The sequence below is a fragment of the Acidithrix sp. C25 genome, from assembly GCF_904848545.2.
The window spans coordinates 836,894-849,473 of sequence record NZ_CAJHCI020000007.1 but is presented as its reverse complement, the minus strand read 5'-3'; the positions used below and the strand labels follow the sequence as shown (position 1 = coordinate 849,473).

Annotated in this window: 12 protein-coding genes; 6 read left to right on the top strand and 6 right to left on the bottom strand. The window is 46.9% G+C overall.

The annotated features are described in order from the left end of the window. Positions 1-82: 82 nt before the first annotated feature. Positions 83-748: a response regulator transcription factor gene (locus tag ACIDITHRIX25_RS85165; protein WP_052605066.1), complete on the bottom strand. Its 666-nt coding sequence runs from the start codon at positions 746-748 to the stop codon at positions 83-85. Positions 749-922: 174 nt separating this feature from the next. Between ACIDITHRIX25_RS85165 and ACIDITHRIX25_RS85160 the strand changes: the two genes are divergently transcribed. After that, on the top strand, positions 923-1,114 hold the full coding sequence (locus tag ACIDITHRIX25_RS85160) for a ferredoxin (protein ID WP_052605067.1): 192 nt from the start codon (positions 923-925) through the stop codon (positions 1,112-1,114). A 739-nt stretch (positions 1,115-1,853) separates the two neighbouring features. On the opposite strand, the gene sufC is transcribed toward ACIDITHRIX25_RS85160, so the two are convergent. Genes sufC through sufD form a run of 3 tightly spaced genes read right to left on the bottom strand, consistent with a single transcriptional unit; the run spans position 1,854 to position 4,248 of the window. Next, complete coding sequence (gene sufC / locus ACIDITHRIX25_RS85155; protein ID WP_235347673.1) at positions 1,854-2,615, bottom strand: Fe-S cluster assembly ATPase SufC; 762 nt, start codon at positions 2,613-2,615, stop codon at positions 1,854-1,856. After that, entirely contained in the window at positions 2,597-2,914 is a 318-nt protein-coding gene (locus tag ACIDITHRIX25_RS85150; protein WP_052605068.1) for a non-heme iron oxygenase ferredoxin subunit, read from the bottom strand. Before ACIDITHRIX25_RS85150 ends, sufC begins: the two co-directional genes overlap by 19 nt. Next, complete coding sequence (gene sufD / locus ACIDITHRIX25_RS85145) at positions 2,914-4,248, bottom strand: Fe-S cluster assembly protein SufD (protein WP_201732120.1); 1,335 nt, start codon at positions 4,246-4,248, stop codon at positions 2,914-2,916. The genes ACIDITHRIX25_RS85150 and sufD overlap by 1 nt, the downstream gene beginning before the upstream one ends. A gap of 208 nt (positions 4,249-4,456) precedes the next feature. Here sufD and ACIDITHRIX25_RS85140 point away from each other — a divergent pair, with 208 nt between their 5' ends. Beyond that, complete coding sequence (locus ACIDITHRIX25_RS85140) at positions 4,457-5,266, top strand: enoyl-CoA hydratase-related protein (RefSeq protein WP_052605070.1); 810 nt, start codon at positions 4,457-4,459, stop codon at positions 5,264-5,266. Positions 5,267-5,537: 271 nt separating this feature from the next. Here ACIDITHRIX25_RS85140 and ACIDITHRIX25_RS85135 read toward each other — a convergent pair whose 3' ends face one another. After that, positions 5,538-5,873: a hypothetical protein gene (locus tag ACIDITHRIX25_RS85135; protein ID WP_201732119.1), complete on the bottom strand. Its 336-nt coding sequence runs from the start codon at positions 5,871-5,873 to the stop codon at positions 5,538-5,540. A gap of 757 nt (positions 5,874-6,630) precedes the next feature. On the opposite strand from ACIDITHRIX25_RS85135, the gene ACIDITHRIX25_RS85130 reads away from it, so the two are divergent. The 4 genes from ACIDITHRIX25_RS85130 to ACIDITHRIX25_RS85115 all read left to right on the top strand — a co-directional run bounded on the left by ACIDITHRIX25_RS85130 (position 6,631) and on the right by ACIDITHRIX25_RS85115 (position 11,557). Then, entirely contained in the window at positions 6,631-8,127 is a 1,497-nt protein-coding gene (locus ACIDITHRIX25_RS85130) for a S1C family serine protease (protein WP_160291752.1), read from the top strand. Positions 8,128-8,209: 82 nt separating this feature from the next. Beyond that, complete coding sequence (locus ACIDITHRIX25_RS85125; RefSeq protein ID WP_052605103.1) at positions 8,210-8,926, top strand: response regulator transcription factor; 717 nt, start codon at positions 8,210-8,212, stop codon at positions 8,924-8,926. 59 nt (positions 8,927-8,985) lie between these two features. Beyond that, positions 8,986-10,587 (top strand): sensor histidine kinase, encoded by a 1,602-nt coding sequence (locus ACIDITHRIX25_RS85120; RefSeq protein WP_201732118.1) that lies wholly within the window; start codon positions 8,986-8,988, stop codon positions 10,585-10,587. Between the two features lie 229 nt (positions 10,588-10,816). After that, positions 10,817-11,557 carry a maleylpyruvate isomerase N-terminal domain-containing protein gene (locus tag ACIDITHRIX25_RS85115; protein ID WP_201732117.1) on the top strand — a complete coding sequence of 247 codons (741 nt, stop codon included), beginning with the start codon at positions 10,817-10,819 and terminating at the stop codon, positions 11,555-11,557. A gap of 41 nt (positions 11,558-11,598) precedes the next feature. Here ACIDITHRIX25_RS85115 and ACIDITHRIX25_RS85110 read toward each other — a convergent pair whose 3' ends face one another. After that, positions 11,599-11,802, bottom strand: a complete 204-nt coding sequence (locus ACIDITHRIX25_RS85110) for a hypothetical protein (protein ID WP_052605075.1) — start codon at positions 11,800-11,802, stop codon at positions 11,599-11,601. Positions 11,803-12,580 lie beyond the last annotated feature (778 nt).

The window sequence follows — 12,580 nt, the reverse complement described above, 5'->3', positions numbered from 1 at the left end:
GATTTAAAGCCAGAACGCAAATCACCGACAAAGACGAAACACACAAACAAACAGGCCAATCGAAGTGCGCCAAGCAGGCAAATTATGATATGACATAACCAGCTCCTCGAATAGTTCGAATTGTCTTTGTTCCAAATGGTGCATCGATCTTCTTGCGCAGATATCCGACATAGACCTCAACGATGTTTGAGTCACCTTCGAAGTCATAGTCCCAAACGTGCTCTATGATTTCAGATTTGGTCAACACCTCGCCTTTTCGCCGAAGCAAAAGCTCGAGTAAAGAAAATTCTCGAGATGTCAGTTCAATCTCCACCAAACCACGGCTCACTCCATGGCTCGCTGGGTCAAGAATCAAATCATCGACGCTCAACTGGGCTGGCCGAGAAGGCGATGACCGCCGCAGCAGGGCCCGAATCCGAGCTAACAATACTGTAAAAGAAAATGGCTTCGATAAAAAGTCGTCAGCGCCGGTATCTAATGCCTCGGCCTCATCGAGTTCTCCATCCTTTGCAGTTAGCATCATTATCGGGCACCAAATCTCAGATTCACGAAGCATTGCACATAGCTTAAATCCATTGATCCCGGGCAACATAATGTCAAGAAGGATCACATCATATGGGCTCTCCTTGGCTAGTCGCAAACCTTCAGTTCCACTATTTGCTATATCGACTGCGAAACCCTCAGCCTGCAAGCCACGTCGTAACGCCTCGGCGAGCCTTACCTCGTCCTCAACAACCAGCAGCCGCATATCACTCACCTAACCTAAAATCTGGCACCAAGATTATCAAGAACCCACCGACATTATAAGTAATCTTCATGAAAGCTAACAAAGAGTCAAATTTCTAAATCGGCAAAGGTCTATTCTCACTTTGAAAAATAGGCTAACCTTTGGTTTTAGATCACATCAACCAAGGAGCTTTCAATGAAAGTAGAAGTCGACTTTGAAAAGTGTCAGTCAAATGCAATTTGCATGCGAATTGCGCCAACAATCTTTGAAGTTAGAGAAGACGGATATCTCTACGTTCTAAACGATACACCAGACGAAGAACTTCGCGAAACATTGATCGAAGCGGTTGAATCGTGTCCGACCCAAGCGCTCTCGATCATAGGTTGAAGATGATCCACCAAAGATAACGCAATTTAGACGATAACCAACTAGGCAATTTCAAAAGCCACACGCTTGAGGTGCTCAAATCAACTTCATTTGTTCAGGCTGTAATCACCTCGAACTCTAGCGAGCCTTCAAATATGGCAAGTGGTAACTGCATTGGTCCAAAGCGCCTACTTTGCCCCATCATTAGAAACACGTGCCCTATGTGTTACCTGCTGTATCTAATACCTAAAATCTTACCGCTAGAACCCCAAGCGAAAATACTTGCCATTTTATCTAGAGTCCAGTTGCAAAGGCCGAGTGAAATCGGGCTAATTATGGCGAAGAGAGATACCTCTAGCTGCTGACATCCCTGACCAAGGGCCATGGCCCTTGGGGATCAAAATTCTGAGGACAGCCAGTCGCCCTGGATAGATTTCGTCCAAAGCAAAAAGAAATGATTTCAGAAGCGACCAACAAAGACGATACAGATATAGAAGATTAAACGAAGAAGGAGGCGCTATGCGCCTCCTTGACTTCCCCCATCCAGAAAAAGCAAGCGCCTGGAAATCCCCACTACACTGACCAAACTCCCCCAAGTTGCTTTCGCACGGCCTGTGAATTTCCTTGCGCTTCACTGAGAACCAGTATACACACCAGTGACTTAAGTCACAAATCACTAAAGGTAGAAACCTCTAAAAAAAATTAAAATCTGATGAAATTATTGCCGCAGGGAAGGATTTATCAGCCACAAAGAGGAATTTCACCTCTTTTTTGGACCATAACCTGTTCGTTCAAGCTCGAAAGCCAACTCCGGACCACCGCTACGATTTATGTGTCCATCTTCAAAGACGTGCACAAAGTCAGGCTCGAGCTCACGCAGAAGGCGGGAGTAATGAGTGATGACAAGTACACCTAGCCCCTCTTCCTTAACCATCAAAGCGATACGGCGAGAGACGTCACGCAGAGCATCAATATCTAGACCGGAATCGAGCTCGTCCAAGATCGCAATCTTCGCGCCGAAGGTAGCCAGCTGAAAGGTCTCGGCCCGCTTTTTCTCGCCACCAGAAAATCCAACGTTTACACTTCGCGAAAGAAGCTCTGGCGAAAGACCAATTGCAACTGCCTCTTTACTTAAGTCTTTAGCAGCCAACCTAGCTTCGTCCAAATTCAGCTCACGGGCAAGGTCATCAAAGCTCACGCCCACCAGTTCGGGAGGGTACTGGGCAATCATGAACAACCCAGCCCGGGCCCTTTGGTAGGTCGGAAGATTAGTAAGTTCCAAATCATTCAAAAAAATCCCGCCAGAGGTCACCACATATGGATTCTTTCCCATGATGGTAGATGCAAGCGTCGTCTTGCCTGAGCCATTAGGGCCCATTATCGCGTGGACTTCGCCGGCCTTTATAGTCAAATCAACGCCCTTGACTATCTCTTTGTGGTCTATCTCAATATGAAGATCCACAAGGCGCATGACCGAATCTACTGAGGTCTTGGCAGCTATCGTCATTTGATTGTCACCCATAACTTTCCATCTTCTACGTGAACGTCATAGACGGGCACAGCACGCGTTGCAGGTAGCGTAGTGGGCTTGCCTGTGACAAGAGAGAAAGTACTTCCGTGCTTCCAGCACTCCAGTTCCTTCTCTTGCGAATAGACTTCACCTTCGCTCAATGCATAATCTGCGTGGCTGCATTTGTCTCCAATGGCATAAAAATCATCGCCTATTCTGACAATTGCTATTCGATGACCACCGACCTCGACGCTTCGCGCCTTTCCGACCTCGAACTCTTCAACCGTTCCAAGAGCGATACTATCGTGCATTACAAGGTCTCCCTCAATTTGATATCAACCAATTCATTGATTACCTCAACCGCCTCTGACGAAGCGATCCCCTCCATAATCTCGTTGAAAAACCCCTTAACGATAATCCGCTTGGCACGTTCTGGGTCAATTCCGCGAGATTCCAAATAAAAGACCATCTCTGGATCGATCGGTCCTACTGCTGACGCATGCGAACATCGAACATTGTTCTCTCTGATATCCAAATTTGGCACCGAATCAGCGCGCGCGCCTTCAGAAAGCACGAGGTTTCGATTTGTCTGAAAGGCATCGGAACGCGAGGCGCCCTCTTCAATGCGGACTAAACCAGAGTATACCGAGTGCGAATTCTCCGAAACTGCCCCTTTGAAGAGCAACTCCGAAAAGGTATTTGGAGCATGATGATCCTGGAGAGTGCGAAAGTCTAGCATCTGGCTACCGCTTGCAAAATAAGCAGCCTTCAGGTAGGCCTTGGCATCGGCTCCATCCAAGTGGCTCTCCGCGCGAACACGAGCGTAGCTACCGCCAAAGCTAAAAACGCCAAATTCAAGCTTGGCATGATCGCTAATGCGTGCCGAGCAGTTGGCAACGATATAACCATCTTTAGAAAGGTCTTGAATCTGATAGTGATAGAGGTTGGAGCCTGCCCCTAAGCAACTAAGAAAGTTTGCCCCTACGAAGGAGACAGAAGGCTCCGAAGATATGAACTCAATGACATTTGCTTGGGATCCATCTCCCAAAACCACGACAACGCGTGGCAAAAACGCCACATCCTCACCAGGCACCCTGTAGCTTATGACTATCGGTTCATCAATCTTCGCATTGTCGGCAATCGATATGACGTAATGATCTTGCGAGTACGCCAAGGAGTATGCAGAAAAAAAGTCGTCCATCAATAGATACTCGTCCCAATGAGGTTTTGTTATATCAGAGATATGAGAGACACTGAGAACCTCAGAGTTTTTAGCCCGGTCATAGATGTCCAAAGAACCTGGAGCAACTTCTAGATACAGTGAAGAAGATGCCACGAGAGATGCTTTTAGGCCATCTAATAGCGGTGGAACTCCATCGAATAGCTTGATTATTGGCTTTGAAAGGCCAACTCTTAACGAGAGTGAAGTCAAATCCTCAACTCTCGAATAACGCCAAATCTCCTCGCTGGGAGCTGGAAAGCCAATTTCGATCGCCTTTTTCCGGGCGTCCTCCCGAAGAGAGGTTAGCCAAGAGCCATCCCCTCCTAAAACAGTCTGGTTTTCAAGTTCGAATGCTTGGACGCTGCCAATTTCGCTCGACACGGTCACCTCGATCGCAATTTCAAAAATAATTTCTCCTATCACGATAGTAGAATCCCAATTGGAATTCGCCTACAAACGGATTGTCAAACCTAGTTCTTCAAATTTGCAAAGGAATATCGGCGACTTCAGCCCATTTGCAAGCCAATCCTTCCAGACCGAATTAATGGATCTAACCCGGCCAAGAGCCACAATGTAGGGCAAATCTAGATAATCGAAAAAACCGACAATTTGTTGATGTTAGCATTATGAAATGTCTAGTAACCAATGTATCGAATACAAAATCAATGGCCACATTGGTCACGTAATCCTCTCACGTCAAGAGCGAAGAAATGCAATGAATCCTGCATTCTTCGAAGAATTCCCTCTAGCCATCAAAGAGTTAGTTAAAGATGGCCAAGTCAGAGCCATCGTAATTAGTTCAAGTGGAAATGACTTTACAGTCGGCCTAGATCTAAAAGAGTCGATACTCCATTCACCTGGTGGATCAGTAGCTAAATCGGCTTCGATCATGTACGAAAGAGTCAAAGCTCTGCAGGACTCTTTTTCAGTCTTAGAAAATACTTCGATTCCTGTAATCGCCGCGATCAGCGGATATTGTATCGGTGGCGGTGTCGATTTGATTGCTGCATGTGATATCCGAATCGCATCTGCGGATGCAATCTTTTCCATAAGGGAAGCCAAGATCGCTATCGTTGCCGACCTGGGATCTCTGCAAAGGCTTCCCTCGATAATTCCACGAGGCCACCTTTATGAGCTCGCACTAACGGCTGAGGACTTTGGAGCCGACCGAGCCCTAGAGATAAACTTGATCAATAGGATACTCCCGACAAAAGAAGAAGTAATTGAAGCAGCCTTTGAGGTTGCTAAAAAAATCGCTGCCAACTCGCCGCTCGCCACAGCTGGCACAAAAAATATTCTCAATTCAGTTTATGGTCACCACCTATCTGAAGACCTTGACAGGGTTGGCCTTTGGAACTCAGCCTTCCTGCGCTCAAATGACCTAAACGAAGCCATTGGCTCCTTCATAGAAAAGCGACCCCCTAACTTTACCGGAGAGTAGTAAGGTAGCTGGCAAGGCAGATGGGCCACAAAGACCCAACGTAGTAAGAGGCGGACACCACAGCCAAATAAAAGATCTAAATCACCTTATTGGATTCTCGCTCAATAAGGTGATTTAGCACCTTGTCGAACCGCCATTTCCAAGGTATCCATAAATTGAGCGAAATGGAACGCGACGTGCTAGACCTCAGATTGGGCTTGGTTCGCCCATCGCGTACAACACATCCAGTACGACAAAAGACGAGCTTTTATCGCCGAATAAGCTACCTTACCTAGTCGCGATCTTTGCGTCGGAAAAGGCCTCGCCGTTTCTTCGATTCTTTTAATTCGTTCATCGTGTCAAAGACTGCGGAATTGACAACATCTTCAGCACGATTTAAGAGCTCCTCGATATCGCGCTCTTCGTCTTGCGGGATATCGATAGGAACCACAGGCGGCGAAACCAATTTTCCATGTTGCCAACCAACATCTGCAAGTCTTCGCTCATATTTCGGACAATTATCTGGACACTTCCATGGTGCCTCTGGGGCAAGGCCCAAAACGCAATACCTCGCAACATCGCCCGTATCATATGTACGGCTCTGATAGTTTTTACACTCTTGACGCATCCCCATCCGACATTTCCTTCTTCCAGCGTCGAACCCTTTTGGCAAAGACTAGTCCAAGCTCAACACTTTTGACGAACAATGAAAAATTACATGCTCATTTAACTATGAATACGACCTCAAAACGACCAACCTAAATGGCTCCTAAATCGATCGAATATCCAGTTCAAATGGGCGAAATCAAAGATGGCCAATATGGAGAGACTCAATAACAAAAATATCGGAAACTCAATTCGTTCACGAAGATGCCCCATGGATTATCCATTTAAAAAAACAGATGACTGATTACGTCACCAAGATGAAATCCCGACAAAAACTCAACTAAGAAAATTACCAAGATATTGGGCCGCCTTGAAAACACGATGTTAGAACCCATGGTCTTCCTATGGCAAAATCGAAACTTGCTTTGGTAATGCTTTAATGGGGACCAATTGCCCCAAGGCTCCCCTACGAGCGGGTTGCTTGATCCACATCTAAGTTAGGAGGGCCCAACTTTCCCAAATGATTTAACGGATTAAAAAAAATAGTGATGGGGGAAATCATCACAAAAAGCACTACAACTAATATCTGTCGACCCTTTAGAGGGAGAGAGTGGGGCCCCTTTTAGACTCTCATTGGGTCGCATATTTATTATCGGCAATTATACGCGATCCTTTAGCGATATTTCAGAATCCTCAAAGGTTCAACCTCGATAGTGGTCTCATAAGGTTTTTTCAAAACCCAAACGATGACAAGACGAGACAAAAACGAGGGATACGCAATGGAAGAAAACTTTACCCCCCAAGGTGACACCCCAAACGACAAGAGTTCCGATATTGATCCATTCGACGAAGCGCTCAGCTCACTGGCAGAAAGTGGACCAAAACCAACTTCAGAAGAAGCAATCATTACGAGCCAGAGTTTCGAAGATTTTGAGCCAACAACCTCATTTGAATCCCAAGGCGATCAACCTTCCCAGGAGCAGGCACCGAAGTTCACAAACCCGGGATATCTAAACGAACCGACAGATACGTCAGCAGGTACCAGCTTCAATGGGCAAAACCTCTACACTGCAGCACCCATAGCGCAAAAACAGAGAACGCAAAGGCGAAGAAGAGGAAATGGTCGCCTCTTTGCTGGCGTCGCACTAACAGCCCTAGTGGTCAGCGCAGTTGGTGGATATGGCGGCTACAAGCTAGCTAGCTCCACCACCACAAGCACAACCGTTCCCTCTGCAGTCCAAACAAATGCAACCACAACAGCTCAGGCTGCTGCCGCAATTACGTCGGCCAATGGAGCGATGAGTATCCAAGCTATCCTCGCGAAGGTTGAACCTGCGATAGTGGACATCTCTACCACCGGCGTTCAATCCAATGGCTTCTTCGGAGGCTCTAGCAGCTTCTCGGCTGCCGGTACAGGAATGATAATGACACCCAATGGTAAGGTGCTAACAAATGCACACGTTGTCGCGAATGCAAGTACAATTCGCGTGACTTTACTTGGTCAATCCAAATCATACAACGCTACCGTCATAGGCCGAGATACGGCCCACGATGTAGCTGTACTTCAAATTCAAGGCGCATCCAATCTGCCTACTGTAACATTTGGAAAGTCATCAGCCCTTCAAGTTGGAGACAGCGTTGTCGCTATTGGTAATGCACTGGCACTTCAAGGAATGCCGACTGTGACCCAGGGAATCGTCTCTGGCCTTAATCGAACGCTACAGTCGTCAACTAGCACCCTTAGCGGTCTCATCCAAACCGATGCACCGATCAATCCTGGCAACTCAGGCGGACCGTTGGTAAATGCATCCGGGCAAGTAATTGGAATGAATACCGAAATCTTGACAGGAACCGGTACCGAACCTGCTCAAAATCTAGGATTTGCCGAATCAATAGACTCTGTACTTCCAATCGTCGCCAAGATCGAAGCTCACCCGAACACATTTACTACAACTACCCCTGTCACTGGACAAACGGCATACCTCGGTGTAGCTGTGGAAACACTGACTCCTTCCATCGCTAGCCAACTCGGTCTACCAACATCCCTAAATGGCGCTCTAGTCGACCAGGTCACAGCAGGAGCACCAGCAAATCAAGCTGGAATTACCCCAGGATCCGTAATCACCAACGTCAATTCGAAGGCCATTACCAGTGCATCGAGCCTTGTCACAGCGATACATTCACACAAGCCTGGGCAATCTCTGACTGTCAAATGGGTCAACGCACAAGGCACCAATTCTGCGACGGTGACCTTGGCAGCAGCCCCGACCGCCTAGTCGTCATGACGCACAATAAAAAGCCGATAGGATCAAAGTGACGAATCTCATTCCCAAGGTTTCAACGAGCAGAGAGCCAAAATTGAGCGAACCAACCACAGCCCCTAGAGTTCTAGTTATCGATGACGAAAGCTCCATAACCGATCTGGTCTCACTAGCCCTTGGTTTCCAAGGATACAAAGTAGAAAAGGCATCGGGTGCCAGAGAGGGACTTGAAAAAGTTCGCTCATTCTCTCCAGATATTATTTTGCTTGACGTAATGATGCCAGAGTTAGACGGCTTCGAAGTGGCAAGACGCTTGCGAATGGAAAAGATCGATACGCCGATAATCTTTCTAACAGCCAAAGATACGACTGAGGACAAGGTCTCAGGCCTCAAAATCGGCGGCGATGACTACGTAACAAAGCCATTTTCGCTTGAAGAACTAGCTGCCCGAGTCGATGCAATCATCAGACGCACTAAGAAAGATAATGAGATTTCGACGAGGTTGGTCTTCGCGGATCTCATCCTCGATCTAGAAACGCATGAAGTATTTAGAAAAGGACAACAGGTCGAGCTCACCTCAACCGAGTTCAATCTACTTCAATATCTGATGGAAAATGCCCGACGGGTCGTATCTAAATCACAGATCCTCGATCACGTCTGGCATTACGACTTCGGTGGGGACGCTAACATCGTGGAGACCTACATCTCCTATCTGCGAAGAAAGATCGACTCAGATAGCGAACCTTCGCTCATTCGAACCGTTCGAGGAGCTGGATACTCAATGCGAATGCCCAATAGCTATGACGCTCAATGAGAGATCCAAATACAAAATTTAGGCACTTCATTCAACCAAAATGAAGTGCCAATTTCGAGATGAAAGACATTGGATTGGTTGCAGTAAAGGAAATCCTAAGGCGAAGAATTGAAGCAACTCAACAAAGCCAAGCAGACGCTCGAAATAAAAAACCGAAATCAACACTAAAAGCTAAGCTTCTAATAACAGTGGCACTACTGGTGGCCTTTGGACTTGGGATAGCTGATCTCGCAACGTATACAGCCTTGCAATCTTTTCTCTACCAAAAATTAGACCAGCAGCTCCAAACTACAATTGGATCCACGGCGCAAGCACTTTTCGAATCATTTCAGGGAAGACCTGGCAACGGTTCTATACCAGCCATGGTACCCGATGGGTCTTGGGGAGAAATAGCTTCGGGCGGTAGAATAGTTTTTAGCGTTGCATTCGTTCAACCCGGAACTCTCCAAGGTTCGCCACCCAAGATCCAACTAAGCGGCTCACAGGCAATTAAAGTGAATCACCCAACGACCGTTACAGCTTCCAACGGTAGCCAAATTCAATATCGCGCGTTAGCCATTACTACCTCAGTTGGAAATGTTACAGTCATCTTAGCTATTCCAGAGACTGGTCTACATGCGACCCTATCACGTCTAGCCATAGTCACAACGCTCGTGTCGCTGACCTTACTGGTAATTCTGATCGCACTTGGATTCTATCTAATTGGGATTGGTCTGGCACCTCTTGATCGAATGACCGAGACTGCTGATCAAATCTCAAAGGGCGATTTCTCGCGACGAATCGAAGCAGAATCACGAGATGCAGAAGTTGAAAAACTGGCGGACGCCCTTAATTACATGTTGGGAACGATTCAAGCCGAGATTGAAAAACGCGAAGCCTCCGAAGGGCGTCTAAAGCGATTCGTTGCTGATGCATCTCACGAATTACGGACGCCGCTTACCTCAATCAGAGGTTATGCAGAGCTAATCGAAACCGGCTTGATCTCTAAACCCGAAGATATATACTCCGCCGCCGAACGTATCACAACTGAATCGGTTAGGATGGCGGGATTGGTCGAAGACCTTTTACTTCTTGCTCGGTTGGACCAAGCTCGAGCCCTGCAAAAACTCGACGTAAACTTTTCTCAAATAGTCGCAGCTGTAGTGGCCGATGCCCACGTAGTGGAGCCCAACAGACCACTTAATGCATCTATCGCGCCGGATATACATGTAATCGGAGACCAGCCAAGGCTCACCCAAGTCGTCTCGAACATTATGTCGAACCTAAGAACACATACGACAGAAAATACCCAGGCTGAAATTACCCTAGGGGTGACAGCAGATGAACAGGGGGCTCCAATCTGTCAGCTATCAGTGAGGGATTGGGGACCAGGTCTCTCAAAAGAGCAACTTGACCACGTATTTGAGCGTTTCTACCGAGCTGACCCATCTCGAACGCGATCCCAAGGTGGAGCAGGACTAGGTCTTTCCCTCGTTCAATCGATTACCGAATCGCACAATGGAAAGGTTTGGATAACCTCTGGCGGAATTGGAAAAGGCATTACCATTGGAGTAGAACTTCCAATCGCCAATCAGGGCCCAAACACCGCCCAAAACAACCTGGGATCGATCGATTCACCTTTGAGCGGCGACCCCCCGGTCTCATTCGGTAGCGGATCGTAAAATTCGCCATCACAATCTACTCACTCCTAGATATTATAAATATTAAAGCTACGATAAGACTAGAGCAGCTCATAAAATAGATAAATTAAAAGACAATGCATTCATCTTCATCGGAGCTTCTTCTAGGAATTCAGTCAACTGGCGAAGGTGCTCGTTTGGAAGGACCTTTCCATTGTTTTTTATCAATTTCTACCCGCGGAACACCTTCTGACTCATACTAAGGATCGAAATGGCAATAGAAACATCTGAATTGATAGATGAATTAGAGAAATACGCTGCCCAGATTAGCGAACAGGCCCCCTCCAATCTCGACTTGGCCTTGGCTCACCTTGGGTCGTGGCGTGTAAGCGACCTACTCGAACACCTTTCGTTAGTCTTAGAGAGGGCAATAAATCGCATTGGAAAGACCGAAGAACCCAAAGCTGGCGAAAGTGCGACGGGAACCATCGACCATCTTGAGCAATACACCGAGACTTCGAATCGTCTTATTGCAACGTTGAAAACCACGAGCGATCAAACACCTGCCTGGAATTGGACGGGATCAAATCAAAATAGCGCTTGGTTAAAGCGTCGTACGGCCCACGAAGTAGCGGTACACTCTCTCGACATTGCACTCGCATTGAATTTAGTCCAAGATGTCAATAAATATTTCAATCCAAAATTTGCCAGTGACGGAATCGCGGAATTTGTTAATGTATTTCTGGGCCGATTAAATGCCAAGTACGAAGGGAGTTCCGAGCCATTTTCCATCCATATCCATGCAAATGATGTCTCAGATACCGAATGGGTCTTCCTCTTTGGCACTACGACCATAGAAGCAAAGCAATTGCACCAAAAGTGTGATCTTGCGCTACGCGGTACCGCAAGCGCGCTTTATGGGTGGCTATGGAATCGATTCGCCTACGAGAATCTAGAGCTAATCGGCGATCATACCTTGGCGGACAAATGGCACGAAATCGTAAAAATCTAGTTAACCCTTTACCCCGATGAGCCACTTGCTCAAGAATCGTCTTATTTGATATCGACTAACCCAGCTTTAGAAAAAGTTATCGCAAGATCGCTCTGTTTTGGGTTGGAGTAGCCAATTTTTAGAGCACGCAAAAAAATAACATCTGGTCTGGCGTGTGCCAGTAATGACGAAATAGAGATAGGCCATTGCCAATCAGCAAGCAAACCTTTCACAACGCCAAAGAGAATATCTCCATTTAACATCATGGAGACATCTTTCGACGGCGCCGCCAAAACTAGCCACCGAGCCTAATTCGACCACTCTCAAAAAAGAAGCTACCTTGAACTATTGCTCTCGTTTGCGCTTTTGATAGATCATCGGAGCTTAAAGATTTAACCAGGGATTCACCCAGGATTCATGATCACAAGACCTGCGAACCAAGACCATTATTTAATGGCCACCTTGACCATCTTGGAATTAGCTGATAGAACGTTATTCAACAGAGCATCATTATCTGTTGGAGACTCATCTGGCGAAACCTCTCAAACGATCGAAATAGCGCATCAGGTAGAGAAATCGCAACAAAAGACAATGTTGTGCTTCTAACCAATTATGACCCCTACTTATCCATGCCTATCTCGAACGAGCAAAAAGATTAAGTTATCCACCAAGGTCAATTTATCGAGATGGATGCCCACACAAAGACAACCGATCCCTGAAATTCACAAGCACAACCAACCATGACCGATACCCGCAGTACCATCGAGGTGCTCCCCAGGAGAACTGGAAAATTCCAAGGAGAAGGCAATTATCGTCAAAGAGCTCGCGAGAAAGTCAAAGACCTAAGTGCCGAGCCTCTTTGATGCCAACCAGCCAGCTAAGATCGCCCGAATAACGAACTCACTCCGGCCTTGGAGCGCAATTGAAGCCCTATCCACCCATGATGCCACAGCCCAAACCAAGCCACCCTTAGCCCTAGCTTTCTCTTTTCCTCGAACCACATAATGACTAGGAGAGCCAAGCAAAGCTTCCTTAGGTTTCATG